Annotated in this window: 20 protein-coding genes; 4 read left to right on the plus strand and 16 right to left on the minus strand. The window is 67.9% G+C overall.

From position 1 onward, the window contains the following. Positions 1 to 19 precede the first annotated feature (19 nt). The 10 genes from EJO71_RS07980 to EJO71_RS08025 form a co-directional block, all read right to left on the minus strand. A complete protein-coding gene (locus EJO71_RS07980) occupies positions 20 to 937 on the minus strand; it encodes a dihydrodipicolinate synthase family protein (RefSeq protein ID WP_125948506.1) in 918 nt (305 codons plus the stop codon). Between the two features lie 9 nt (positions 938 to 946). Beyond that, positions 947 to 2,695, minus strand: coding sequence for an IlvD/Edd family dehydratase (locus tag EJO71_RS07985; RefSeq protein WP_125948505.1), 1,749 nt, complete (start codon positions 2,693 to 2,695; stop codon positions 947 to 949). 31 nt (positions 2,696 to 2,726) lie between these two features. Then, on the minus strand, positions 2,727 to 3,758 hold the full coding sequence (yjfF, locus tag EJO71_RS07990) for a galactofuranose ABC transporter, permease protein YjfF (RefSeq protein WP_125948504.1): 1,032 nt from the start codon (positions 3,756 to 3,758) through the stop codon (positions 2,727 to 2,729). Continuing rightward, a complete protein-coding gene (locus tag EJO71_RS07995) occupies positions 3,755 to 4,801 on the minus strand; it encodes an ABC transporter permease (protein WP_125948503.1) in 1,047 nt (348 codons plus the stop codon). The genes yjfF and EJO71_RS07995 overlap by 4 nt, the downstream gene beginning before the upstream one ends. After that, positions 4,798 to 6,318 carry a sugar ABC transporter ATP-binding protein gene (locus tag EJO71_RS08000; RefSeq protein ID WP_125948502.1) on the minus strand — a complete coding sequence of 507 codons (1,521 nt, stop codon included), beginning with the start codon at positions 6,316 to 6,318 and terminating at the stop codon, positions 4,798 to 4,800. The genes EJO71_RS07995 and EJO71_RS08000 overlap by 4 nt, the downstream gene beginning before the upstream one ends. Before the next feature lie 9 nt (positions 6,319 to 6,327). Then, positions 6,328 to 7,545 carry a multiple monosaccharide ABC transporter permease gene (gene mmsB / locus EJO71_RS08005; protein ID WP_125948501.1) on the minus strand — a complete coding sequence of 406 codons (1,218 nt, stop codon included), beginning with the start codon at positions 7,543 to 7,545 and terminating at the stop codon, positions 6,328 to 6,330. Then, positions 7,532 to 9,058, minus strand: a complete 1,527-nt coding sequence (gene mmsA / locus EJO71_RS08010) for a multiple monosaccharide ABC transporter ATP-binding protein (protein ID WP_125948656.1) — start codon at positions 9,056 to 9,058, stop codon at positions 7,532 to 7,534. Before mmsA ends, mmsB begins: the two co-directional genes overlap by 14 nt. A 38-nt stretch (positions 9,059 to 9,096) precedes the next feature. Further along, positions 9,097 to 10,167 carry a multiple monosaccharide ABC transporter substrate-binding protein gene (gene chvE, locus EJO71_RS08015; RefSeq protein WP_125948500.1) on the minus strand — a complete coding sequence of 357 codons (1,071 nt, stop codon included), beginning with the start codon at positions 10,165 to 10,167 and terminating at the stop codon, positions 9,097 to 9,099. Between the two features lie 12 nt (positions 10,168 to 10,179). Continuing rightward, on the minus strand, positions 10,180 to 11,145 hold the full coding sequence (locus tag EJO71_RS08020) for an ABC transporter substrate-binding protein (protein ID WP_125948499.1): 966 nt from the start codon (positions 11,143 to 11,145) through the stop codon (positions 10,180 to 10,182). A 61-nt stretch (positions 11,146 to 11,206) separates the two neighbouring features. Continuing rightward, positions 11,207 to 12,661: an aldehyde dehydrogenase family protein gene (locus tag EJO71_RS08025; RefSeq protein ID WP_125948498.1), complete on the minus strand. Its 1,455-nt coding sequence runs from the start codon at positions 12,659 to 12,661 to the stop codon at positions 11,207 to 11,209. A 148-nt stretch (positions 12,662 to 12,809) separates the two neighbouring features. Here EJO71_RS08025 and EJO71_RS08030 point away from each other — a divergent pair, with 148 nt between their 5' ends. Beyond that, the gene (locus tag EJO71_RS08030; RefSeq protein ID WP_125948497.1) at positions 12,810 to 13,769 is read left to right on the plus strand and encodes a LysR family transcriptional regulator; all 960 of its coding nucleotides are present in this window, start codon (positions 12,810 to 12,812) and stop codon (positions 13,767 to 13,769) included. A 19-nt stretch (positions 13,770 to 13,788) separates the two neighbouring features. Here the strand turns inward: EJO71_RS08030 and EJO71_RS08035 are convergent, their stop codons facing one another. Next, the gene (locus EJO71_RS08035; protein WP_125948496.1) at positions 13,789 to 14,562 is read right to left on the minus strand and encodes an SDR family oxidoreductase; all 774 of its coding nucleotides are present in this window, start codon (positions 14,560 to 14,562) and stop codon (positions 13,789 to 13,791) included. 134 nt (positions 14,563 to 14,696) lie between these two features. Between EJO71_RS08035 and EJO71_RS08040 the strand changes: the two genes are divergently transcribed. From EJO71_RS08040 to EJO71_RS08050, 3 genes are all read left to right on the plus strand, one after another. Next, positions 14,697 to 15,635, plus strand: coding sequence for an SMP-30/gluconolactonase/LRE family protein (locus EJO71_RS08040; protein ID WP_125948495.1), 939 nt, complete (start codon positions 14,697 to 14,699; stop codon positions 15,633 to 15,635). A gap of 347 nt (positions 15,636 to 15,982) precedes the next feature. Then, the gene (locus EJO71_RS08045) at positions 15,983 to 16,945 is read left to right on the plus strand and encodes an AraC family transcriptional regulator (RefSeq protein ID WP_125948494.1); all 963 of its coding nucleotides are present in this window, start codon (positions 15,983 to 15,985) and stop codon (positions 16,943 to 16,945) included. Between the two features lie 101 nt (positions 16,946 to 17,046). After that, positions 17,047 to 17,784: a Crp/Fnr family transcriptional regulator gene (locus EJO71_RS08050; protein ID WP_125948493.1), complete on the plus strand. Its 738-nt coding sequence runs from the start codon at positions 17,047 to 17,049 to the stop codon at positions 17,782 to 17,784. On the opposite strand, the gene EJO71_RS08055 is transcribed toward EJO71_RS08050, so the two are convergent. The 5 genes from EJO71_RS08055 to EJO71_RS08075 all read right to left on the minus strand — a co-directional run bounded on the left by EJO71_RS08055 (position 17,716) and on the right by EJO71_RS08075 (position 26,675). Beyond that, entirely contained in the window at positions 17,716 to 18,795 is a 1,080-nt protein-coding gene (locus EJO71_RS08055) for an aldose epimerase family protein (protein ID WP_125948492.1), read from the minus strand. The two genes, EJO71_RS08050 and EJO71_RS08055, sit on opposite strands and share 69 nt — an antisense overlap. A gap of 23 nt (positions 18,796 to 18,818) precedes the next feature. Then, a complete protein-coding gene (locus EJO71_RS08060) occupies positions 18,819 to 19,760 on the minus strand; it encodes an alpha/beta fold hydrolase (RefSeq protein WP_125948491.1) in 942 nt (313 codons plus the stop codon). Next, positions 19,757 to 24,505 (minus strand): CapA family protein, encoded by a 4,749-nt coding sequence (locus EJO71_RS08065; protein WP_125948490.1) that lies wholly within the window; start codon positions 24,503 to 24,505, stop codon positions 19,757 to 19,759. Before EJO71_RS08065 ends, EJO71_RS08060 begins: the two co-directional genes overlap by 4 nt. A gap of 88 nt (positions 24,506 to 24,593) precedes the next feature. Beyond that, positions 24,594 to 25,592: an OmpA family protein gene (locus EJO71_RS08070; RefSeq protein WP_240651339.1), complete on the minus strand. Its 999-nt coding sequence runs from the start codon at positions 25,590 to 25,592 to the stop codon at positions 24,594 to 24,596. Between the two features lie 204 nt (positions 25,593 to 25,796). Next, positions 25,797 to 26,675 carry a LysR family transcriptional regulator gene (locus EJO71_RS08075; RefSeq protein WP_125948488.1) on the minus strand — a complete coding sequence of 293 codons (879 nt, stop codon included), beginning with the start codon at positions 26,673 to 26,675 and terminating at the stop codon, positions 25,797 to 25,799. Positions 26,676 to 26,761 lie beyond the last annotated feature (86 nt).

Genomic DNA, 26,761 nt, shown 5'->3' on the forward strand with positions numbered 1-26,761 from the left:
TTTTTCTCCCCTTCTCCCCCTACCTCCCCCAGCGCAGCACCATCGGATCGAGCCGCTTCGCGGTTTCGATCAGGCCGGCGCGCGTGTCGGGGTGCATCGGAGGCAAGGGGTGGCGAGGCGCCTCGCAGGCGATCACGCCGCCTTCCTTCATCAGCGACTTGCAGGCCAGCAGGCCTGCCTGCCGGTTTTCGTAGTTGATCAACGGCAGCCACTGCTGGTACAGCGCGAAAGCCTTGTCGCGGTCGCCTGAACGGTGCGCCTCGATGATCGGGCGGATGCCGTCCGGGTAGCCGCCACCGGTCATCGAGCCGGTCGCGCCTGCATCAAGGTCAGGCATCAGCGTGATGGCCTCTTCGCCGTCCCACGGCCCTTCGATGGCGTCGCCGCCGAGCCGGATCAGCTCGCGCAGCTTCGAGGCCGCACCGGCCGTCTCGATCTTGAAGTACGCCACCTGCTCGATCTCCTTCGCCATCCGCGCGAGAAACGGCGCCGACAGCACCGTGCCGCTGGCCGGCGCGTCCTGGATCATGATCGGAATGCCCACCGCGTCCGACAGCCGTGCATAGAACTCGAAGATCTGCGGCTCCGGCACGCGGAAGGTCGCGCCGTGGTACGGCGGCATCACCATCAGCATCGCGGCGCCCATGTCTTGTGCGCGGCGGCTGCGTTCGGCGCACACCCTGGTGCTGTAGTGCGTGGTGGTCACGATGACCGGCACACGGCCTTTCACGTGTTCGAGGATGGTGCGCGTGAGCACCTCGCGCTCCTCGTCGGACAGCACGAACTGCTCCGAGAAGTTCGCCAATATGCACAGGCCGTCCGAGCCCGCGTCGATCATGAAGTCGACGCAACGCTTCTGGCTCTCGAGGTCGAGCGCACCCTGTTCGATGAAGGTGGTGGGCACCACCGGGAAGATGCCGCGGTATCTGGGAGTCATGGTGATCGATCAGTGTGAATGGCGGGGAACGGCGGCGCCTCGGCAGCCGACGAGAAAGTCGAAGTCGCAGCCTTCGTCGGCCTGCAGCACGTGGTTGACGTAGAGCTTCTGGTAGCCGCCGCCGCGCGTGCTCATCGGCTGTGCATCGGAGGCCGACAGCGAAGCCAGTCGCGAGGCCAGTTCCTCGTCGCTGATGTCCAGGTGCAGGCGCCCCGCATCGCAATCGAGCTCGATCCAGTCGCCGTCGCGCACCGCCGCCAGCGGCCCGCCGTCCGCCGCCTCGGGCGCGACGTGCAGCACCACCGTGCCGTAGGCCGTGCCGCTCATGCGCGCATCCGAGATGCGCACCATGTCCTTCACGCCCTGCCGCAGCAGCTTCGGTGGCAGCCCCATGTTGCCGACCTCGGCCATGCCCGGGTAGCCCTTGGGGCCGCAGTTCTTCAGCACCATCACCGAGTTCGCATCGACGTCCAGGTCTTCGTCGACGATGCGCTCCTTGTAGTGCTCCAGGTTCTCGAACACCACGGCCCTGCCGCGATGCTTCAGCAGCTCGGGTGACGCGGCCGAAGGCTTGAGCACCGCGCCGCGCGGCGACAGGTTGCCGCGCAGGATGCGGATGCCGCCATCGGCGATCAGCGGCTTGTCGATCGGGCGGATGACCTCGTCGTCGAGGCTCGGCGCGTCGCGCACGTTGTCCCAGATCGACTGGCCGTTGACGGTCAGCGCACCGGGATGCGGCAGCAACCCGTTTTCGCCGAGCCGGCGCAGCACGGCGGGCAGGCCGCCGGCGTAATAGAACTCCTCCATCAGGAAGCGCCCGGAGGGCATCAGGTCGACGATGGTCGGCGTGTGGCTGCCGATGCGTGTCCAGTCTTCCAGCTCCAGCTCGACGCCGATGCGCCCCGCGATCGCCTTCAGGTGGATCACCGCGTTGGTCGATCCGCCGATGGCCGCGTTCACGCGGATCGCGTTTTCGAAAGCCTCGCGCGTGAGGATCTTCGACAGCGTGAGCCCTTCCTTCGCCATTTCCACCACGCGCACGCCCGACATCTGCGCAAGCACATAGCGCCGTGCATCGACCGCCGGAATCGCCGCGTTGTGCGGCAGCGAGGTGCCCAGCGCCTCGGCCATGCAGGCCATGGTCGAGGCCGTGCCCATGGTGTTGCAGGTGCCCGCAGAGCGCGACATGCCGCCTTCGGCCGAGAGGAACTGGTGCAGGTTGATCTCGCCCGCCTTCAGCGATTCGTGCAGCTGCCACACGGCCGTGCCCGAGCCGATGTTCTTGCCTTCGAGCTTGCCGTTGAGCATCGGCCCGCCGGTGACCACGATGGCCGGTATGTCGCTGCTCGCCGCGCCCATCAGCAGCGCGGGCGTGGTCTTGTCGCAGCCCGTCAGCAGCACCACCGCATCGACCGGATTGCCACGAATCGCTTCCTCCACGTCCATGCTCGCGAGGTTGCGTGTGAGCATCGCAGTGGGCCGCAGGTTCGACTCGCCGTTGGAGAACACCGGAAACTCCACCGGAAAGCCGCCCGCCTCCGAGATGCCGCGCTTCACGTGCTCGGCGATCTTGCGGAAGTGCGCGTTGCACGGCGTGAGTTCCGACCAGGTGTTGCAGATGCCGATGATCGGCCGCCCGTCGAATTCGTGGTCCGGAATGCCTTGGTTCTTCATCCAGCTTCGGTACATGAAGCCGTTCTTGTCGGCCGATCCGAACCATTCGGTCGAGCGCAGTTTCTTCGGAGGGGTGTCCGGCATGCGGGTTGTCCTGAGGGAGAGAGATTGAAAGTCAGCGCCGTGGAGCGCGCGAGGTGAAGAAGCGTTGCAGCAGGCAGAACACGAACAGCAGCGCGCCGACGACGATGCGCGTCCACCACGAGCTCAGTGTTCCGTCGAATGAAATGAGGGTCTGGATGATCCCGAGCATCAGCACGCCGAACAGCGTGCCCGCCACATAGCCCACGCCGCCGGTGAGCAGCGTGCCGCCGATCACCACCGCCGCGATGGCATCGAGCTCCAGCCCCATCGCATGCAGCCCGTAGCCCGAGAGCATGTAGAAGGTGAAGATCACGCCCGCCAGCGCCGAGCAGAAGCCCGAGAGCGTGTACACGCCGATGAGCGTGCGGCGCACCGGCAGGCCCATCAGGATCGCCGACTGCTCGCTGCCGCCGATGGCGTACACCGCGCGGCCGAACGAAGTGCAATGCGCGATGAAGATCGCAGCCAGCAGCACCACGACGGCGATCACCGCACTGATCGACACCGAGGCCTCGCCCCACACCGGAATGCGGATCTGCGAGACCTCCGAGTAGAACTCGTTGGTGATGCTGATCGAGTCGATGCTGATGAGATAGCAAAGCCCGCGCGCCAGGAACATGCCCGCCAGCGTGACGATGAAGGGCTGCAGCCTGAAGCGCTCGATGAGCAAGCCCATGAACGCACCGAAGGCCGTACCCATCGCCAGCACCAGCGGAATCACGATGCCGGGGCTCCAGCCGTGCTTCTCGACCAGCGAGGCCGACACCATCGTGGTGAGCGCGATCACCGAGCCCACTGACAGGTCGATGCCGCCCGAAAGGATCACGAAGGTCATGCCCACGGCGACGACGATGAGGAAGGCGTTGTCGATCAGCAGGTTGAGGAACACCTGCGCCGAGAAGAAACCGTCGTAGAAGATGGAGCCTAGCGTGGCCACCAGCACGAAGAGCGAGACGGTCGCCGCCAGCGGCAGGTACTTCGGGTTGAGCTTTCCGCTTCCCCTGCCATTCGAATTCATGGACGCGGGTCTGGGCGAGGTCGTGTTGTCGATCACCGCGCTCATGGCCGCGCCCCCTCATGCGCCGGCCGCTGCACCAGCGCGCGCACCTGCGACCTGAACTCCGGCGACTGCAGCAGCATCACCGCGAACACCACGCCGGCCTTCACGACGAGGTTGATCTCCGGCGGCACGCCCAGCGAGTAGATCGCATAGGTCAGCGTCTGGATGATCAGCGCCCCGATCACGCTGCCCACGAGGCTGAAGCGCCCGCCCGTCAGCGCGGTTCCGCCCAGCGTCACGGCCAGGATCGCGTCGAGTTCGATGAGCTGGCCCGCGTTGTTGCCGTCCGCGCTCTTCACGTTGGAGCTGATCAGCAGCCCCGCCACGCCCGCGCACGCACCGCAGAACGCGTATGCACCCACGATCAGCCTTCGCGCCTGCACGCCCGCCACGCGCGCCGCCGTCGGGTTGATGCCCACCGCCTGGATGAAAAGGCCGAGCGCCGTGCGCGTGATGGCCAGGTAGAGCAGCACGAACACCGCACCCACGATGAACAGCGAGAACGGCAGCCCCAGCAGGTAGCCGCTGCCGAGGAAGAAGAAGGGCTTGTAGTAGATCGTGATGATCTGCCCGTCGGCAATCAGCTGCGCGATGCCGCGCCCCGCCACCATGAGGATCAGCGTCGCGATGATCGGCTGCATGCCCACCTTCGCCACCAGCAGGCCGTTCCACAGCCCGCACAGCAGCGCGATGCCGATGGCCGCGAGGATCGCTAGCGGCATCGGGAACCTGCTCACGTCGTTGGCCACCGAGCCGCCGATCATCCACGCCGCGAGCGCCGCCGCGATGGCCACCACAGCTCCCACCGAGATGTCGATGCCGCGCGTCGCGATCACCAGCGTCATGCCGAGCGACACGAGCACCAGCGGCGCCGCGCGGTTCAGGATGTCGATCAGGCTGCCGTACAGATGGCCTTCGCGCCATTCGAGATGCAGGAAGCTCGAGTTGAACGCGGTGTTCACCGCGAGCAGCAGCACCAGCGTGACGACGGGCCACGCGAGGCGATGACGCATCGCCACCGAGAGAGGGTTACGGGGGTTCGTCATGCCGCGGCGATCATTTCGTACACCTCGTCCTCGGTCGAGCCGCCAGGCAGTTCGCCCACCTTCTTCCTGTCGCGCAGCACCACGATGCGATGCGCCACGCGCACCACCTCGCTCATCTCCGACGAGATGAAGATCACCGCCATGCCCGCCTTCGCGAGCCGCAGGATCTCTTCCATGATCTCCTGCTTGGCCGCCACGTCGATGCCGCGCGTGGGCTCGTCGAGGATCAGCAGGCGCGGCTCGGTCGCGAGCCAGCGCGCGATCATGGCCTTCTGCTGGTTGCCGCCGGAGAGCAGGCCGATGGGTGTCTCGACGCTCGCGGTCTTGATGCCGAGCGACGCGACGAACTTCTCCGCCATCGCCGTCTGCTCGGCATACGAAAGAAAGCGCCTCGTGCCCAGCCGTGCCTGCAACGCCAGCGCGATGTTCTCCCGCACCGACAGCTCGGCGACGATGCCATCCGTCTTGCGCTCCTCTGGACACAGTGCCAGGCCTTCGCGGATCGCATCGGCCGGGTTCGAGAAAGAGACGCTGCGGCCGTCGACGTTGAGCACGCCGCGATCCGGCGTCTCCAGACCGAACAGCAGCCGCGCGAGTTCCGTACGGCCCGCGCCGAGCAGCCCCGCGATGCCGACGACCTCGCCCGCGCGCACGCGCAGGTCGGTCGCCTGCAGCTGCCCCGCCTGTCCCAGCCCTTCGATCTGCAGCAGCGCGGGCGCAGCCTCGTCGAACGCAGGCAAGGCTGCCGGCCGCGCCGACTGCGCCGCCAGCTCGCGCCCGAGCATCGCGGCAATCAGCGCCTGCGGCCCCAGTTCCGTCGCGCGCCATTCGCCGATCCAGCCGCCGTTGCGCAACACGGTGATGCGGTCCGACACCGCATACATCTGGTTGAGGAAGTGCGTGACGAAGACTATCGCCAGCCCTTCGCCGCGCAGCCTGCGCAGCACCTCGAACAGCTTCTCGACCTCGTCGTCGTCCAGGCTGGAAGTCGGCTCGTCGAGGATCAGCACTTTCGACGAAACGCCCAGCGCACGCGCGATCGCCACCATCTGCTGCACCGCCACCGAGTAGCTCGACAGCAGCCGCGTCACATCGATGTCGAGCCCGATGCGCCCGAGCAGTTCTTCGGCACGCCGGTTCACCGCGGCCCAGTCGATGCGAAAACCCTGCAACGCACCGCAGCGCGGATATCGCCCCGCGAACACGTTCTCCGCCACCGAGAGGTTCGGGCACAGGTTCACCTCCTGGTAGACCGTGCTGATGCCCAGCTTCTGCGCCTCCAGCGGCGAGTGCGGCCGGATCGGCCGGCCCTCGAGCAGCATCTCGCCCCCGCTCGACGGCAGCACGCCCGTCAGCACCTTGATCAGCGTCGACTTGCCCGCGCCGTTCTGCCCCATCAGCGCATGGATCTCTCCCGGGTACAGGTTCAGCCGCACGTCGCGCAGCACCGGGATGCCACCGAACTGCTTGTGGATGCCCTTGAGCTCCAGCACGGGCGAAGGCGTGTCGTCAGGCATGAGCAGCCGTCACTTGTTCTTGTTGTAGACGTCGATGAACACCGCCGCCAGCAGCACCAGCCCCTTGATGACCTGCTGGTAGTCGATGCCGATGCCCAGGATCGACATGCCGTTGTTCATCACGCCCATGATGAAGGCGCCGATCACCGCGCCCATCACCCGGCCCACGCCGCCCGAGGCCGATGCGCCGCCGATGAAGCAGGCCGCGATCACGTCCAGCTCGAAGCCCAGGCCGGCCTTCGGCGTGGCCGTGTTGAGCCGCGCCGCGAACACCAACCCCGCCAGCGCCGCCAGCGCGCCCATGTTCACGAAGGTGAGGAACGCCAGCCGCTGCGTCTTCACGCCCGAAAGCCGCGCCGCCTTCTCGTTGCCGCCCAGCGCATAGATGCGCCGGCCGACGGTGGTGCGGTTGGTGACGAAGTCGTACACCACGATCAGCACCGCCATCACGATCAGCACGTTGGGCAGGCCCTTGTAGGTCGACAGCAGGTAGCTGAAGAACAGGATGATGGCCGCGAAGAACAGGTTCTTCACCAGGAAGAAGGCGTAAGGCTCCTGCTCCATGCCGTGCGCCGCGAGCCTGGCGCGCCCGCGCAGCTTGAAGAACACCAGCGCCGCGGCAGCCAGCGCGCCGACGATCAGCGAGGTGGTGCGCAGCGTGTCGCCGCCCAGCGGATCGGGAATGAAGCCCGAGCTCAGCCGCTGGAACTCCACCGGGAAAGGCCCCACCGACTGCCCCGCCAGCAGCGCCAGCGTGAGCCCCTTGAACACCAGCATGCCGGCGAGCGTGACGATGAACGACGGGATCTTGCGAAACGCCACGAACCAGCCCTGCGCCGCGCCGATGACCGCGCCCGCGAGGATGCTCACGATGGCCGTGGGCACGAAGTGCCACTCGTACTCCACCATCAGCACAGCCGCCAGCGCGCCGATGAAGCCGCACACCGAGCCCACCGACAGGTCGATGTGCCCCGCCACGATCACCAGCAGCATGCCCAGCGCCATGATGACCACGTAGCTGTTCTGCAGCAGCAGGTTGGTGAGGTTCAGCGGCCGCAGCAGCGTGCCGTCGGTCAGCACCTGGAACAGCACCATGATCGCGACCAGCGAGATCAGCATGCCGTACTCGCGCAGGTTGTTCTTCAGGAAGCCGGCATGCAGCTTCGCCGATGCGCCCTCCGCCGCTGGAACGGCGGCTTTCACCGCGTTGACTTCAGGCTGGGACATGGACGGAACTCCCTGAACTCACGATGGCATGCATGATGCGCTCCTGCGAGGCTTCGGCAGCCGGAAACTCGGCGACGAAGCGCCCCTCGTTCATCACGTAGATGCGGTCGCACATGCCAAGCAACTCCGGCAGTTCGGAAGAAATCATGAGAATGCCCTTGCCCTCGCTCGCGAGCCTGTCGATGATGGTGTAGATCTCGTACTTGGCACCCACGTCGATGCCGCGCGTGGGCTCGTCGAGGATCAGCAGTTCGGGCTTGGTGAAGAGCCACTTGCTCAGCACCACCTTCTGCTGGTTGCCGCCTGAAAGGTTGACCACCAGTTGCTCGATGCCCGAGCAGCGGATGTTGAGTGCCTTGCGGTACTCGTTGGCCACGTTGAACTCGCGCCCGTTGTCGATCACCGACCTGTCGGCGATCGCATCCAGGTTCGCGAGGCTGATGTTCTTGCGGATGTCTTCCTCGAGCACCAGCCCGAGGCCCTTGCGGTCTTCCGTGACATAGGCGATGCCATGGTCGATGGCCTTGCGCACCGTGCTCACGTCCACCGGCTTGCCGTGCATGAACACCGAGCCGCTGATGCGCTGGCCGTAGGAGCGGCCGAAGACGCTCATGGCCAGCTCGGTGCGGCCCGCGCCCATGAGGCCGGCGATGCCGACGATCTCTCCCTGGCGCACGTTCAGGCTCACGCCCTTGATCTGCTCGCGGTCGGCGTGCAGCGCATGGTGCACGCGCCAGTCGCGCACCTCGAACACCGTCTCGCCGATCTTCGGGTCGCGCTGCGGATAGCGGTGCGCCATGTCGCGCCCGACCATGCCGCGGATGATGCGATCCTCGCTGATGGGCTGGCCGCGGCAGTCCATGGTCTCCACCGTCGCGCCGTCGCGCAGCACGGTGATGGAGTCGGCCACCTTGGCGATCTCGTTGAGCTTGTGCGAGATCAGGATCGACGCGATGCCCTGGCGCTTGAGCTCCAGCAGCAGCATCAGCAGAGCGTCGCTGTCGTTCTCGTTGAGGCTGGCGGTGGGCTCGTCGAGGATCAGCAGCTTCACCTCCTTGGCCAGCGCCTTCGCGATCTCCACGAGCTGCTGCTTGCCCACGCCGAGGTCGGTCACCAGCGTGGTCGGCGGCTCCTTCAGGCCCACCTTGGCGAGCAGCTCGCGCGTCTTCGCATAGGCGGCGAACCAGTCGATCACGCCGCCGCTGGCGATCTCGTTGCCCAGGAAGATGTTCTCCGCGATGGACAGCAGAGGCACCAGCGCCAGCTCCTGGTGGATGATGATGATGCCGAGCTTCTCGCTGTCGGCGATGCCCCTGAAGCGCCGCTCCTCGCCCTCGAAGAAGATCTCGCCGGTGTACGAGTCGCACGGGTAGACGCCGCTCAGCACTTTCATGAGCGTCGACTTGCCCGCGCCGTTCTCGCCCACCACCGCGTGGATCTCCCCCGCGCGCACGCTGAGGTTGACGTTGCTCAGCGCCTTCACGCCGGGAAACGTCTTGGTGATGCCGCGCATCTCGAGGATGGCGGCATCGGCAGTGCGACTGGCAACGCTCACTTGATCTGGCTTTCCTTGTAGTAGCCGCTGTCGACCAGCACCTGCTTCCAGTTGGAGCCGTCCACGCTCACCGGCTTGAGCAGGTACGAGGGCACGACCTTGATGCCGTTGTTGTAGGTCTTGGTGTCGTTCACCTCGGGCGTCTTGCCCGAGAGCATCGCGTCCACCATGGCCACCGTCACCTTGGCCAGCTCGCGCGTGTCCTTGAACACGGTCGAGCTCTGCTCCTTGCGCAGGATCGACTTCACCGAGGGAATCTCGGCGTCCTGCCCTGACACCACAGGCATCGGCTGCGAGCCCGAGCCGTAGCCCACGCCCTTGAGCGAGGACAGGATGCCGATGGAAAGGCCGTCATACGGCGACAGCACCGCGTCGACGCGATCCTTGGTGTAGAAGGCCGACAGCAGGTTGTCCATGCGCGCCTGCGCCACCGCACCGTCCCAGCGCAGCGTGCCGACCTTGTCCATGCCCATCTGCTTGCTGCGCACCACCAGCTTGCCGCTCTTGATGTACGGGTCGAGCACCGACATCGCGCCGTTGTAGAAGAAGAAGGCGTTGTTGTCGTCGGGCGAGCCGCCGAAGAGTTCGATGTTGAACGGGCCCTTTCCGCTCTTCAGCCCCAGCGCCGACTCGATCGATTGCGCCTGCAGCACGCCGACCTGGAAGTTGTCGAAGGTGGCGTAGTAGTCGACGTTCTTCGAGCCCTTGATGAGCCGGTCGTACGCGATGACCTTCACACCCTTGTCGGCGGCCTTCTGCAGCACGTCGGACAGCGTGGTGCCGTCGATGGCCGCGATGACCAGCACCTTCGAGCCCTTGGTCACCATGTTCTCGATCTGCGCGAGCTGGTTCGGGATGTCGTCGTCGGCGTACTGCAGGTCGGTCTTGTAGCCCTTGTCCTTGAAGTACTTCGCCATGTTGGCGCCGTCGGCGATCCAGCGGGCCGATGACTTGGTGGGCATCGAGATGGCGATCAGGCCCTTGTCCTGCGCATTGGCCAGCGGCGTGAAGCCGACGACGGCCAATGCGATGCCCGCGAGGGAGGCCTTGAGGAATTTGCGTTTCATGGGTGTGGGCTCTCAGTACTTGCGGTTGGGAAACTCTTTGGCTGCGACTTCCATGGGGAAGATGCTCTCGACCGTCACGATGCGCTTGGGCAGCGTCTTGCCGTCCTTGATGTCCTTCACGGCCTGCATGAGCTGAGGCCCGAGCAGCGGGCTGCACTCGACCGACACGTTGAGCTTGCCGGCGATCATTGCTTCGAAGGCACCCTTCACGCCGTCGATGGAGATGATCACGATGTCCTTCGCGGGCTTCAGGCCGGCTTCCTCGATGGCCTGGATCGCGCCGATGGCCATGTCGTCGTTGTGCGCGTAGAGCACATTGATCTTCTTGCCTTCGGCCTTCAGGAAGGCTTCCATCACCTCCTTGCCCTTGGCGCGCGTGAAGTCGCCGGTCTGCGATCGGATGATCTTGAACTTCGGGTCGGCCTTGATGATTTCCTCGAAGCCCTTCTTGCGGTCGATGGCCGGCGCCGAGCCCACGGTGCCCTGCAGCTCGACGATGTTCACCTCGCCCTTCTGGTCCTTCATCTTCTCCACCAGCCAGCGGCCGGCCTTGCGGCCTTCCTCGGTGAAGTCGGAGCCCATGAAGGTCACGTAGAGCGAGTCGTCCTTGGTGTTGACGGAGCGGTCAGTCAGCACCACCGGGATCTTGGCGGCCTTTGCTTCGCGCAGCACGGTCTCCCAGCCCGACTCGACCACCGGCGAGAAGGCGATCACGTCGACCTTCTGCGCGATGTACGAGCGGATGGCCTTGATCTGGTTTTCCTGCTTCTGCTGCGCATCGGAGAACTTGAGCTCGATGCCCGCGTCCTTCGCGGAAGACTTGATCGACTCGGTATTGGCGGTGCGCCATTCGCTCTCGGCGCCCACCTGCGCGAAGCCGAGCACGAGTTTCTTCTGCGCGAGCACGGAGGCGGGCAGCAGTCCGCCGAGCGCGGCTGCGGCCAGGGCGGCGTTGAGGGTGCGGCGATTCATGGTCATGGGATGTCTCCTTCTTGAAGATTCGAGGACTTGCTGGTTGGCGTGATGAAACCCCGTCCGGTCAGGCCAGCATGTAGCCGGTCTTCACCGTCGTGTAGAACTCCGCGGCGTGGCGCCCTTGTTCGCGCGGCCCGTAGCCCGACCCCTTGCGGCCGCCGAAGGGCACGTGGAAGTCCACCCCCGCGGTCGGCAGATTGACCATCGTCATGCCCACCACGGCATGGCGCCTGAAATGCATCGCGTGCTTCAGCGAATTGGTGCAGATGCCCGCGCACAGGCCGAAGGGCGTGTCGTTGCACAGCGCCAGCGCGTCGTCGTAGTCGTCGGCGCGCAGCACGCAGGCCAGCGGCCCGAAGACTTCTTCGCGCGCGATGCGGTGCGCGGGCTTCGCGAGAAACAGCGCGGGGCTCATGTAGTGGCCGGAGGTGGCACGCTCCAGCGCCTCGCCGCCCCACACATGTTCGGCGCCTTCCTCGCGCGCCACGTCGACCCAGGCGAGGTCCTGCGAGAGGCGCTCTTCGTCCGCCACCGGGCCTATGTCGACGCCACGCTCCAATGCGTGGCCGATCTTCAGCGTCTTCAGGCGCTGGCGCAGCTTTGCCACGAAGGCGTCGTGCACCGCCGACTCCACGATGAGCCGGCTCGACGCGGTGCAGCGCTGGCCCGCGGAAAAGTAGGCGCCCTGCACCGCGCAGTCGACGGCGCGGTCGAGGTCGGCATCGGCCAGCACCACCAGCGCGTTCTTGCCGCCCGTCTCCAGCTGCACCTTGGCGCGCCTCGCGGCGGCCGCCTGCAGGATGCGCTCGCCGTTCGCCATCGAGCCGGTGAAGCTCAGCGCGTCGACGAGCGGGCTGTCGACCAGCGCCTGCCCCACCTCGCGGCCGCTGCCCATCACGAGGTTGAAGGCACCGGCCGGCAGCGCGGCGCGGCTGATGATCTCGGCCAGCGCCCAGCCGCAGGCCGACACCAGTTCGGCCGGCTTGAACACCACGCTGTTGCCATGGGCCAGCGCAGGCGCGATCTTCCATGCGGGAACGACGAAGGGCGAGTTCCACGGCGTGATGAGCCCCACCACGCCGACCGGTTCGCGCGTGACGTCGACCTGCACGCCGGCGCGCACCGAGGCCACGTTCTCGCCACCGCCGCCGCGCAGCGCCTCGCCCGCGAAGAACTTGAAGATCTGCCCCGAGCGGACCACTTCGGCCACCGCCTCGGCCAGCGTCTTGCCTTCCTCGCGCGCCAGCAGCAGGCCCAGGTCGTCCTTGCGTGCGAGCAGTTCGGTGCCGATGCGGTCGAGCACGTCGGCGCGCCGCTGCGGCGTGCTGTGGCTCCAGTGCGGGAAAGCCTCGGTCGCGGCGCGGATGGCGGCCTCGGCCTGGCGGCGATCGGCACGCGCGTACTCGGCCACCACTTCGCTGGTGTCCGAGGGATTGGCGCTCACACCGGTGGTCGCGCTGGTTTCCCAGCGGCCATTGATGTACTGCCGCACGTTCTGATGAATCTCGCCGTGGATCACCGGGGCGTGGACCTTGTCTCTGTTGTTCTTGGAGTGCCCGGAGTCTATGAATTGATTTGATATCAATCCAATCGTTTTTTAAGCAAAATGGATATCGATCGCCGGATTCTGGAAAACCCGATCAGTCCTTTGTTTCAAGCCCAGAGACATGACCAACTACAACCACTGGTTCATCCGCGCCCGCCTCAAGACCCGCCAGCTGCTGCTGCTCGTGGCACTGGCCGAGGAGGGCAACATCCACCGCGCGGCACAGGTGCTCAACATGACCCAGCCAGCCGCCTCCAAGCTGCTGAAGGACCTGGAAGACGTGCTGGAGGTGCCGCTGTTCGACCGCCTGCCGCGCGGCATGCGCCCGACCTGGTACGGCGAGACCATGATCCGCCACGCCCGCGTCGCGCTCGCGAGCCTGAACCAGGCGCACGACGAACTCACCGCGCTCAAGGCCGGCCGCTTCGGCCAGGTGAGCGTGGGCGCCATCACCGCGCCGGGCCTCACGCTGATGCCGCCGGCCGTGGCGATGGTGAAGCGCGAGCAGCCCGACCTGCGCGTGTCGCTGGAGATAGAAACCAGCCCCGTGCTGCTCGAGCGGCTGGAGCAGGGCAAGCTCGACATCCTGGTGGCGCGGCTGTTCGCCGAGCACGACAAGGCGCAGCTGCGCTACGAGGCCCTGAGCGAGGAACCCGTGTGTGCGCTGGTGCGCCCCGGCCACCCGCTGCTGGGCGTGAGCGGGCTCACGCTGCGCGACGTGGTGGGCGCCGGCTGGATCGTGCCACCCGCGGGCAGCGTGCTGCGGCACCGCTTCGAGCTGATGTTCCAGGAAGAAGGCCTCGCGCCGCCGACCAACACCATCGAGAGCTCGGCCCTGCTCTTCATCACGCGAATGCTGCAGCAGAGCGACATGGTCGCGGTGCTGGCGACCGACGTGGCGCGCTACTACGCGTCGCACGGCATCGTGTCGCTGCTGCCGCTGGACATGCCCTGCCACATGGACGCCTTCGGCATCATCACCCGCACCGACAGGCTGCCCTCGCCGGCGGCGAAGGTGATGATGAAGGCGCTGAAGACTGCGAGCATGAGCGTCTACGGACGCAAGCTCGAGATCGACTGACGGCCGGGCCGTCGCGACTTCAGGTCCAGCCGGCGTCTACCGTGAACTCCTGCGCCGTGCACATCTTCGCGTCGTCCGATGCGAGGAACAGCACCATGCGCGCGATGTCTTCCGGCATCAGCTTGTCGGGCAGGCACTGGTTGCGCTTGAGCGCCTGCTCGCCCTCCTCGTCGAGCCACAGCTTCACCTGCCGCTCGGTCATCACCCAGCCGGGCGACACGGTGTTGATACGGATGCGGTCCTTGCCCAGATCCACCGCGAGCCCACGCGTGAGGCCGTTCACCGACGACTTGGCGATCGCGTAGCAGGGGTAGCCCGAACCCTTGGTCTGCCAGCCCGTCGAGCCCAGGTTGACCACCGAACCGAAGCCCAGCCGCTTCATGCCCGGCACCACCGATTGAATGGCGAACAGCGCAGGCCGTTCGTTGATGGCCATGCGGTTGTCGTAGTAGTCGGGCGTGACCGATTCGAGCGTGTGGCGGTCGTCGCTCGCCACGTTGTTGACCAGCACCGCGAAGTCGCCGAGTTCGGTGGCGGCATCGGCAATCGCCTTCTGCAGCGCGGCGATGTCGCGCACGTCGCAGGCGCGCCACCAGGGCGCGGCGTGGCCTGACTTTTCGATCTGCTGCGCGAGTTCCGCGCTGGCAGTCTCGGCAATGTCGACGAAGGCCACGCGCGCGCCCTGCGCCGCGAACGCGGACACGATGGCCGCGCCGATGCCGCTGCCGCCGCCGGTGACGAACACCGTGCGACCCTTGAGGCTGGGATGGATGGAAAGCTGGGGGGAATTCAAGAAGAGTCTCCGGAGGGCCCTGCATTTGACATTGCAATATGCATATCAATCAATGCATGGATTTTTAATTTCCGTTATCAATATGCCTTGATACGATCCGCCGCGTCAAGAAAACATTGACCAAGGAAAAACAGATGAGCGAGACAGCGAACCCCCTTTCCCCACTGCCCGCACCTTCCGTTGCAGGCGAGCCCGAATGCATCTGGCCCGCCGGCGCCAACCTCGGCGAAGGCACGATGTGGTCGCAGCGCGAGCAGGCGCTGTACTGGCTCGACATCCTCACGCCGCGCCTCTTCCGCTACGACCCCGCCACCGGCGCGCAGCGCACCTGGAACTTCGACGAGGAGATCACCGCCATCGCCGAGCGCGCATCGGCGCCGGGCCTCTTCATCACCCTGCGCCGCGGCTTCGCGCTCTTCGACACCACCGCCCCCGGCGACGACGCCAAACCGCAGTACCAGCACAAGCCCGAACCCGAGCGCACCGGCAACCGCTTCAACGACGGCAAGTGCGACGCCCGCGGCCGCTTCTGGGCCGGCAGCATGGACTTCGACTGCAAGGCCCCCACCGGCGCGCTCTACCGCTACGACGCCGATGGCCGCTGCACGAAGCATGACGACAACTTCGAGGTGACCAACGGCCCGACCTGGTCCGCCGACGGCCGCACCATGTACTTCAACAACACGGTGCTGAACAACCTCTACGCCTACGACTTCGACATGCAGGCCGGCACCGTGTCGAACCGCCGCGTGTGGCACCGCTTCCCCAAGCCGGACGGCCTGCCCGACGGCATGACCACCGACGCCGCCGGCCGGCTCTGGATCGCGCACTGGGGCGGCTCCTGCGTCACCTGCCACGACCCGGTGAGCGCGGCCGAGTTGTGCCGCATCGCCATACCCGCGAGCCACGTCACCGACTGCGCCTTCGGCGACGCCGACCTGCGCACGCTCTACATCACGACCGCGCGCAACAGCCTCACGCCCGAACAGGAGGCCGCCGAGCCGCTGGCCGGTGGGCTCTTCAGGGTGCGCATTGACAGCCCCGGCATGCCGGCTGCGCTGTTCGCGGGTTAGGGCCTGTTCACCCTATTCAAGGGGTCGCGTTGCTGCGCAAAGGGGCTGGATGCAAGGCGCCCGCGCGCAGCAAGGCTGATGCCTTGCAAGCGCGGGCAACGCCGCAGGCAGCCCCTTTGCGCAGCAACCCGAAGGGAAGCCCGCCACAGCCCGCCCCTGCGCGTTGCGCTCCTTGAGCGTGTGGACACACGCACTGCGTCGCGCGCCTTCAGGGGCGGGCTGTGGCGGGCTTCGCGACCCCTTGAATAGGGTGAACAGGCCCTAAATCCCGCCGCTTTCGAGGGGCGTAGCAAGCGCAAGCTCGCAGGATGCGCGCAGTTATCGGACATTCGGACCTTCCGACACCGATGGCCACGCTGAACTTCTCGACCGACGACCTACGCCCGCAGGACCGCTTCGACCATTGGTGCGAAGCCCGCGGGCGCCACATGTTCGGCGTCACGATCGAGCTGCCGCGCGAGCGCCGTCCGGCGTTCGAGGGCCGTTTCCAGGCCGTTTCGATCGGCGACGCGACCGTCTCGAACATGCGCGCCTCCTCCTACCAGATCAGCCGCACCAGCGCCGACATCGCGCGGGTCGCCAGCCAGAGCCTGTGCATCGGCCTGCAGGTGCGCGGGCCGGGGTTGATAAGCACCAGCCGGGCTTCCGGCCTGCAGATCCGCGAGGGCGACCTCGTCGTCAATCACTCCGACCTGCCCTACGCCGGCATGCCGATGCGCACCGACGGCTTCGACTTCCGCATGCTGCGGATTCCCCTGACGCCCGACCTGCTGCTCGGCGCGCGGGCCGACGACCTCTTCGCGGAGCCCCTGGCCCCCGCAACGCCCTTCCTGCGGCCGCTGATGGCGACCTTCCATGCGCTCACGCTGCGCCCGTCGGACGCTCCGGACGCCGGGGCCGAGGTCACCCACGCCGCCCGGCTGGCGCTGCTGGCACGCGGGCGCCTGCCGCCCGGCCTGCCCGAGAGCCGCGCCGCGCTGCGCTCGGGCTTCCTGCATGCGGCACGCGGGATCCTTGCGCGCGACCTGCGCCAGCCGGAACTCTCGCCGGCAACGATCGCCCGCGAACTGGGCATCTCGCTGCGGCAGGTGCACGTGCTGTTCGAGCCGACGGGGCAGTCCTTCGCGCGCACGCTGACGTCCATGCGGCTCGGGGAAGCCTCGCGGATGCTGTCCGAGGCGCCGGAGCGCTCGGTTACCGACATCGCCTACCTTTGCGGCTTCGACAGCATCGCCACCTTCTACCGGGTATTCCGCGCGGCCTACGCCATGACGCCCCGCGACGCGCGGGCGGCGGCACAGGGCGAGTGACGCCCGCGGCGCCGCGATTTCGAAAACGGAAGTACCAATAAAAACAGGCGCTTGCGCGCATTGAGAAGACGCGGACCGGGCCTTCGCGAATCATGCGCGGCATGTATCTGCATCCCCTGACAGCCGGCCTGCCGGCGGCGGAGCGGGAGGCGCTCGCCCGCCACAGCCAGCTTCGCCACTTCAAGCGCAACCAGACCGTGCTGCGCATCGACGAATCCACCGACAGGTTCTACTGCGTGGCGAGCGGGCTGCTGCGCGTGACCACGCCCGGGCGCGACCCCAATGCGGAGTTCACCAGCGAGTTCATCCGCCGGGACGATTTCTTCTTCGACCTGTCGATCCGGGAAGACCGCTACACCTCGACACAGGCGCTGGTGGCGGCGCTGCCGTCGTCGGTGTACCTCGTGCCCATCCGGGTCATGCGCGAACTGTGCGTGCGGCACCCGGCCGTCGCGATGGCGCTGCTGGGCCTGGCGATGAAGCGCATGAGCATGCTGCGCGGCCAGATGCGGCGCGTGACGACGCTGCCCTCCGAGGACCTAGTGCACCGCGTGCTGTACCAGCTCACCGAGCTGGCGCCGGCCCCCGCGGGCGGCTACGACAAGCGGATCTCCCAGTCGCTGATCGCCTCGTATTCGGGCCTGTCGCGCGAGATGGTCAACAAGACCATGCGCGACATGGAAAGCCGCGGCCTGCTGCGGCGCGACGGCGAAGCCGTGCATGTGTCGCCCGAATTCGCGGCGACGGACCTCGGCACGCTGCCGGACGATTCAGCCGGCGATGCCGAAGCGGTGCTCGGTCGCGCTGCGGAACACCTCGGACGGCCGCAGCACTGTTGAAGGAAAGTCCGGACGGTTCGGCGAATCGGGAAAGTGCTGGGTTTCCAGGCACAGCCCGTCGCCCTGCCGCAGGCTCGCGCCCGCGCTGCCCAGCAGGCTGCCGTCGAGGAAGTTGCCCGAATAGAACTGCACGCCGGGCTCGCTGGTGTGCACTTCCATCACGCGGCCCGTGGCTTCGTGTTCGAGCCGTGCCGCGAGCGCGAGGCCATGGTCGGCCTGGGTGCGGTCGAGCACCCAGTTGTGGTCGTAGCCGTGCGCGAGCAGCAGCTGCTCGTGGCCTTCGCGGATGCGCTCGCCGATGCGGGTCGCGGCCCGGAAGTCGAACGGGGTGCCCGCCACCTCGGCGATGCCCTGCGGGATCAGCGTCGCGTCCACCGGGCAATAGCGGCTCGCGGCGAGGGTCAGCCGGTGGTCCATCACCGAGCCGCTGCCCGCGAGGTTGAAGTAGTCGTGATGGCTCAGGTTCAGCACCGTGGGCCTGTCGGTGGTCGCGCTGTAGTCGATGCGCCATGTATTGGCGCCCAGGCTCAGCGTGTAGCGCACCACCAGCCGCACTTCACCCGGGTAGCCCTCCTCGCCGTCGGCGCTGGTGTAGCCCAGTTCGATGGCGATGGCGTCGTCGCCGGTCTCCTGCGCCGACAGCGGCGCGATCTCCCAGTAGCGCTTGCCGAAGCCGGTCGCTCCGCCGTGCAGCGAGTTCGGGCCGTTGTTCAGGCCGAGCTGGTGCGCCTTGCCGTCGAGCGTGAAGCGCCCGCCCGAGATGCGGTTCGCGTATCGGCCGACGATGGTGCCCAGGTGCGGATGCGGCCCCAGGTAGTCGGCGAGCGTGGGCAGCCCCAGCACGATGTTTTCGCTGCGCCCATGCCGGTCGGGCACGCGCAGTGCGGTAACGATGCCACCGAGGTTGATGGCGCTCAGGCTCAGGCCCCGGCCGTTGTCGAGCGTGTATTCGGTGACCGCGCGGCCGTCGGGCATGCGGCCGTATTCGCGCGAGGTGATGCTGCTGCTCATGCGCCTCCTGTGTCTCCTGCCATTCAGGGAAACATCGCCTCGCGCGCGCACTGCGAGGCGGTGCGCAGCGCGATGCGGTCCTTGAGGTCGTGAAAGTCGGGCGGTTCGGCCGCGTAGGTGCGCAGCTCGATGCGATGGCCGGCCTTGGTCACCGCGTCGGCAAAACGCTCCTGCAGCGCGAAGGGCGTGTTCCTGTCCTCGCGGTTGCCGATCAGCACGATGCGCCGCGCCGGGTCGCGCACGATGCCGCCCACGTGGTCGAGCGGGTCGTAGAACTGCGTGCTGCCGGTGGTGTCGGTGCGGCCGTCCTTCGAACGGCCCAGCATGCGCGCGCGCTCCAGCAGCCCGTAGGCGCCCGAGGTCAGCACAGCGCAGGCCACGCGCGTGCGCCCCAGCGTGAGCAGCGCGGCGCCGGCAGTGGCGCCGCCGCTGTGGCCGACGATGACGATGCGCTGCAGCCGGTGGCGCTGCATGAGCGCGTCGAGTGCGGCATCGAGCGCGTGGAACTCCACCAGCTGGCGGCGCTTGCGGTGGTCGCCCGACGATCCGTAGGTGCCGGGCCGCGCCACGAAGATCCACGGCACGCCCGCGCGGTCGCGGCTGCGCTGCGCATCGAGCGTTCGCAGTTCGTCGGTGTTCTCGGGGATGCGCGTGGGCGCCTGGTCCATCACGCCGTCGCGGTCGCCCGAGAACTGCACGATGGCCATGCGCGCGCCGTCTATGTCGTCGCTCGCGAAGTAGCGGATGCACGCCGGCCCCTCGGCTGGCTGCACCCACAGGAAGCCGTTGCGGTCGGGGCAGCGTGCGCGGTCGGCGGGCTGGTTCCAGTACAGCACGTCGTCGCTGCCGGCGGCGAGGAGGCGAGGCACGTCGGGCCCCGTGCGCTGCGCGCAGGCCGCCTGTGCCAGCGCAAGCAGGACGAGCGCGCCGCGCGCGCACCGGCGGAAGAAGCCCTGCGCCCTCATAGCCGCTGCAGCAGCCCGGGGATGCTGCCGAAGTCGGACCGGTCGCGGTCGCCCTTCACCAGCACGAGGTCGCCATCGCGCAGGAAGGCGCCGAGGTAATTGGCGAGCTGCACGGCATCGTCGAAGTGCGGGCCGAGCAGTTCGGCGGGCACTTCCTCGCGCAGCCAGCGCATCTCCTCGCCGTGCGTCACGAGGTGCTCGATGCCCGAGGCCAGCAGCGGCGCTGCCAGGCTGCGGTGCATGGCCTCGGCCTCCTTGTCGAGGTTGACGATGCGCCCCAGCACGCCGATCTTGCGCAGCACCGGGCCGGCGTCGCCGCGCTGCCAGGTGCGCACGAACTCCATGGCGTTGCGCATCGACATGACCTCGGCGTTCCAGCTGTCGTCGATCAGCGTGGCCTGCACGCCGCCCAATGTGCGCAGCGCGCGCACCTGCATCACCGACGCCGGCAGGCGCACGTGCGGCATGCGCGCGCAGGCCGCCTCGCCGTCGAAGCCCATGGCCAGCAGCGCCGCGAAGGCGAGCAGCGAATTGCGCACCAGCCCCGCGCTCTCGACCGGGAACAGGTATTCGAGCGTGCGCCCCGGAATGGCGACGCGCACCCGGCAGCCGCCGCCGGGCTCGGGCCGGGTGTCGAGCATGCGAACGTTGGCGTCGGGCCCGCTGCCCACCACCCAGATCGCGCCGGCCGTGTGCGCGGCGGCTTCCACCACCTGGCGCAGGCAGGGAATGTGGTCGGGCACGATCGCCACGCCGCCGGGCTCCAGCCCGAGGAAGATGCGCGACTTGTACGTGGCCGTGAGCTCCACCGTCGAGGCCTGCCGCGTCTGCGAGAGACCGATCTCGGTGATGATGGCCACGTGCGGCCGGGCCAGCAGCGAGATCGGCCCACGGTCCATCCACAGGCCGCTTTGCGCCATCTCGAGGATGCACACGTCCACGTCGGGCCCGAGGTTCGCCAGCATGGCCGGCACGCCGACGCGCGAGTTGTAGTTGTCGATGGTGGTGTGCACGCGCGCCCTCGCGGGCAGCAGGTCGCGCAGCATCGCGATGGTGGACGACTTGCCGACCGTGCCGGTCACGCCCACCACCATGCCCTTGTAGCGCTCGCGCGCCGCGACACCCATCGCGATCATGGCCGCGATGGGGTCCTCCACCTGCAGCAGCGGAAAGGCCGGATCGAGCCCCTCCACCGCGCGCGCGACCATGGCGCCGGCCAGCCCGGACTGCAGGCGGGGCAGCTCCAGGTGGCGGTCCCAGTTGTCGCTGCGCGGCTTGCTGTAGCTCTCGTGCACGGCCAGCGTGCGGTAGTCGGAAGCGATGAAGAGCGAAGGCTTCGGCAGCAGCCCCATGTGGACCGGCCCGCGCACCGCCGAGTTGACGGACCAGCCCGGCGGTGGCCCCACCAGCCAGCGGCCGCCCGTGGCACGCTGCAGCTGCTCCGCGGTCCAGACGGGCGCGGGTTCCGGGCCGGCGCCGGGACGGTCGGCCGAGAGCACGGGCGCGGGACGCTCCGGCAAGGGCGTGGGCAACGCAGGCACGCGCAGGCCGTACCAAAGCTGGAGGCGGCGCGCGGGCGGCAAATCGGGAAGATCGCCGCGCACGCTCACTTCGAGCTGCAGCACGTCGCTCTCCAGCAGCCCCGCGCGCGGCGAGCGCAGGCCGTAGCGGTCGCGGTAGATGCGGCCGGGCTCCCAGCGGCTGGTGGGCCACATCCAGTCGCAGGGGTCGTGGTCCATGCCCTCGCCCCATGGCGGCATGCGGCTGCTGCGCATCGGCACCGCGCGAAAGCCCACGCGCAGGTCGGCGGCGACGGGCGCGTCGACGGTCCAGAACGATTCGACCCACAGCAGGCGCCGCCCCACGATCTGCCGAGGCGTGCAACGCAGGCCGACGAGGCGCAGCGGGCCGATCTGCAGCGGCGGGACGCGCGCGTCGCCGGGCACGGCATCGACCAGCCATTCGGGCCTTGGCACGGACAGCGGGCCGATGACCGGCGCTGGCTGCGGTGCCGGCGGGGCGCCGTCGACAGTGCTGGCGGTGCCGGCCTGGAACGCCTGCCGGTCCGGCGGCGACAGCCTCGCGACGCAACGGCCGCCGGGCAGCGGAGCCATCTCGGTACCGAGCGCGCGGCATTGCGCGGCGAAGCGCTCGCCGAGCGCCTGCGCCTCGTCGCCCTCGAGCTGCCGCGAGAAGCCGAAGCCGACACCGATGGGCGTGAACGTCACCTCCTCGACGCCGCGCGGGCTCAGCGCCAGCGTGAAGACGCCGGAGTCGCCGAAGTCGTTGCGCACCGAGTCGAACAGCAGGTCGCCCGCGTCGTGCAGGATCGGCCGGCCGTTGTAGATCTCGATGCCCTGCAGCACGTGCGCCGAGGTGCCGAGCACCGCGTCAGCGCCCGCATCGACGATGGCATGGCCGACGGCGATCTCGGCCTGCGTGGGCTCGGTCTCGAGGTTGGCGCCCCAGTGCACCGCCACCAGCACCACGTCGGCCTCGCGGCGCGCGGCTTCGATGCGCGGCGCGAGCGTGGCGGTCCATGCGGCGGGGTCGTCGAGCGAGAGCCAGGCGGCGCCCGCGCGCTCGGCGGTGACGGCGAAGCTCGGCTGCGTGGCGTCGAGCGAGAACAGCGCCACGCGCACGCCGCCGGCACGCCGGAACGCCGGGCGCAGCGCGGCCTCCAGCGTGCGGCCGGTGCCGGCATGCGCGATGCCCGCGACCTGCAGCAGGGCCTGCTGCTCCATCAGCGCCTCGGGGCCGTAGTCGCCGCTGTGGTTGTTGGCGGTGGCGACCATGCCGATGCCGGCCTCGGTCAGCACCGCGAGCATCTCGGGGCGGGCGCGGTAGTAGTACGGCGCCTTCTCGCCCTTGTCCACGCCCTGCTCGCCGACGGTGGCGACCACGCATTCGAGGTTCACGATGCGCAGGTCGGCCTCGCGCAGCGCGGCGATGTCGCCGAGCATCCTGCGCGCACCGCCGAGTTCGCGCAGCCGGTAGTGCTGGCGGCGCGAGAGGTTCACGTCGCCGCCCCATGCGACGGTGCCTGTGCCCACCGAGCGCCCCTCGCTCTCCTTCAGCATGCGGTGGTAGGCCACGTAGCCCGAGAGGTAGTGCTCCACGTCGTCGATGCGCACGCGGAAGCTGTGGTGCTTGATGAAGAACGAACCGGCGATGCGCGCGGGGTTGCGGAAGAACATCGCCAGCTCGGGCCAGAAATGGCCGTTGGCGAGGTAGCGCGCGCGGTATTCCAGCGCACGGTCGAACCTGTCGCGATCGAGCCCGGCCAGCAAAGGGCGCAGCGCGGGGTCGGCCTCCAGCCGCAGCACCATGTCGCGCGCGGCCATCATCAGCTCGAGCAGCGTGGGAAAGGTGGTGATGCGCTCCAGCACGAAGTCGAGGTACCCCGAAACGTTCTGCAAGCCGAAGCGGTAGTAGCGCACTTCGGGCCGGTAGCGCGTGAGCTCGTTGACGCAGTAGCTCAGCCAGTGGTCGTGCGCGCGCCAGTGCTCGGCGGCGATGAAATGCTCGAAGGCCTTCTCGACGACCGCGAGCCAGCGCTCGTCACGCGTGAGGCCGTACAGGCGCATCAGCCCGAAGGCCGCCTCGCCGTCGTAGTAGATGACGCGGAACCTGTCCTTCACTTCCAGCGACGGCGCATTGAGCACGTGCACGAAGCTGCCGGTCTCCGGGTCCTGCATGTGGCGGATGCCGAGCGCGAGCTGCTCCAGCAGCGGCAGGTATTGCCTGTCGCCCGTGAGCTCTGTGTACTTGACCAGCGCGAGCAGGCACACGGCATTGCCGCCGAGCTTGATCTCGCTGCCGATGTCCAGCAGGTAGGCGGCACGCGTGCCGTCGGGCAGGTTGGCCGGGCGGATCAGCGTGCCGGCGAGGAAGGCCAGCGAGCGGTCGATGGCCGCCTTCAGCGTGTCGTTGCGGGTGAGCTCCCACGCCTCCAGCATCGCGTAGGTGGAGCTCGCGTGGCGCAGCGTGTTGTAGGTGGGGATGGTGCGGTCGAAGCAGGGAAACCAGCCGTAGTGGAACTCGCCCGTGGGCTTGACCTGTTCGGCAAGGTAGTTGCCCGCGTCGTCGATCAGCGCATGCACCTGCTGCGCGTTCCATTCGCGCAGTTCGCGGAAGCCCGCCGCCTGCCCTTCGGCGGTGACGGGCCACGCGCCCTTCGCATCGACGTACACGGCCCGCGTCGTGAAGCACCAGACGGGCGCGGCATCGTCCGCCGGAAAGTCGAGCTCGCGGCCGAAGCGCCGCTTGGTGTGCAGGCGCAGGTTGCCGGTGTTGGGCTCGGCATGGTCCACGTCGCCGTTGTAGAGGATCGCGCTGCCGTGCATTTCCTGCGCGAGCAGCGCGAACTCGAAGCGCGCGTCGAAGGCGATGCCTTCGTTGAAGTAGTTGCGCTTGGTCTGCGCCAGCCTTGCCTTCAGCTCGCCCCAGCTCATGGGCACGACCTTGTCGACCACTTCGGCGCGCAGGCGTTGCGGCGGCTGCGCGCCGCGCCTGGCCTGGGTCGTGATCGCATCCACCGCGGCGCGCCATGCGGCTTCGATGCCGGCGCCGCGGCCCGACGCCACGCGGGCCCGGCTGCCGTTCTCACCGATGGCGAAGAAGACCACGCAACCCGCATCGCCGGTGGCAGGCGCCGCGGCGGGCAGAACGCCCGCCGGATCCGCCAGGGCCTGCCTGGCGCGGTTCAACAGATCTGCAAGAGGATTCTTCTGGTCGTGATTCATGCAGCCGCGAATGATGACAGGCCACGGCGTGGCCCGCCATCCCGTCAATCCATGGGATTTGTTCGCAGCCTGACGACTGGCTGACCTGCTACAGCCGCAGCAGCTCGACGCGACGGTTCTTCGCGCGGCCTTCCTCGTTGGTGTTGGGCGCCACCGGCTCCTTCGAGCCCGCGCCGCGCGAGGTGAAGCGCCGCGCGTCGAGCCCCGTCTTCGCCAGCGCCGCGATGACCGACACGCTGCGCCGGCGCGACAGGTCGGCGTTGTGCCCTTCCTCGCCCTGGGCGTCGGTGTGGCCCACCACCTGCACGCGCAGCTGCGGGTTGCTGCGCATGAGCTTGGCGATCTCGTCGAGCGTGGGCTGCGAGTCGGGCTTGATGCTGTCCTTGTCGAGATCGAAGTGAATGCCGTAGAGGCTGATGCGGCCGTTCTCCGCAAGGCTCTTCTGCATGGCGGTGGCATCGACGAAGACGATCTTGTCGGTTTCCATGGCCTTGGTCTCGACCACCTTCACGAAGGCGAAGTTGCCGCGGAAGTTGCCTTCGGCCAGCGCGATGCTGGCGTACACCTTGCCGCCGTTCGGGTTGTCGTACTGGGCGAGCAGGTAGCGCCCGCCGGTGCCGAAATAGGTGCTCACGTAGTTGCGGCCGAGGCCGATCATGGGCCACTCGGGCGTGTCGACGGCATCGGCAAGCTCGGAGACGTCGGTGTTGGGGCTGCTGCGGTCGGGGTCCTTCCTGTAGCAGCTGCCGTCGTTGCTGGCGCAGGAGAACACCATCTGGAAGCCCTTGGCCTTGAGGCTGGCTTCGTAGTTGCGCTGCACCTCGAGCAGCGAGCGGCCTTCGGGCAGGTGGTAGTAGTAGAGCGAGACCTTGCCCGCAACCTGCAGCCGGTTGGGCGTGGGCTTCGGGTCGCCCCAGGTCTGGATGGGCTCGCGGATGAGTCCGGCCTCGTCGTAGTTCTTGCTCTGGAAGGCATCCATCACGGAGCCTTCGTAGCGGCCGACCAGCGGGTGGTCTTTCGCGGGTTCGGCGGCCGATGCGAAGGTGGCGGCCATGAGCAGCGCGGCGCCAGCCAGGAGTTGTTGCAAGCGCCGGCCTGGAGCAAGCCGGATTGCGAGGGTTGATTGAGCCATGTGGTTGTCCGTTTTTCCAAGCGAATAGCGCCTCGGATGAGGCGCGCATCGAAGGTATCGGTGGCTCGGTAGGCGGGCAATACGCCGTTCGATATGCCTGTTAAGAAGAAGCTTCTAAGAACGAGCGCCAAACGGTGCGAACAGCTGCGGATTCCGAAATCAGGCCCACGCCTCCATCACCGCACTGCGCACCGCGTCGACCGCGACAAGCCGCTTGCCCTCCGTCGGCGCAACCCAGCACAACCAGGTATGCGAGCGCCACCCTTTCCAGATCGCGAGTTCGCCGTTGCGCTCGCCCTGCTCCGCCTGGTCGAGCCGCATCAGCCCCGCGCCCATTCCGCTCGCGACCATGCTGCGGATGGCGCTCTCGCCATCGGCCGTGCGGCCCTGGCGGTACTCGCGACCCGCGCCGGCGAAGAGCTTTTCGAGATGCACGCGCAGGATGCATGAGGGCGGCGTGCCGACCCACGGCAGGTTCGTGAGTTCGTCGAGCGAGAGATCGGGCTTCGCCTCGGCCACCGCGGGCGGCAGCGCCACCACGAGATCGACGATGCCGAGCCGGTTCAGCTCCAGCCCCTCGATGCGCTCGCCGTCGCTGAGCACATAGGCGCAGTCGAGGTCACCTCGCTGCACGGCGGAAAGCGTTTCGTACGAGAGGCCCTGCTTCAGCTGCAGCGTGACCTGCGGATGCCGTTCCGCCAGCTTCACCAGCACCTCGCCCAGCCGCAGCGCCACCGGATCGACCACGGTGCCGAAGCGGACCACGCCCTGCGCCGCGCCACGCAGCTGGTCGGCCGCCGAACGCATGCGCATCGCAGAAGCCAGCGTGCGCTCAGCCTCTTCGAGCAGGCCGGTGCCGGCCTCGGTGAGCGACATGCCGCGCGGCGTGCGTTCGAACAGCTTCACGCCAAGCTCGTCTTCCAGCGCCTTGAGCTGCGCGCTCACTGCCGGCGCGCTGGTGAACACGCGCTCGGCGGCGCGGGTCAGGCTGCCCTCGCGGGCGATGGCGACGAAGGTCTTCAGTTGGTAGAGCTCCATGGCTGCGGATTGTGAGCTTCAAGCCCGGATCGGTCCGTTCGCTTTTTTGGAGCCCCCTGTCCAAAGAAGCGAATGGCATTTGCAGC

Source organism: Variovorax sp. 679 (assembly GCF_003952185.1).
Lineage (GTDB): Bacteria > Pseudomonadota > Gammaproteobacteria > Burkholderiales > Burkholderiaceae_C > Variovorax.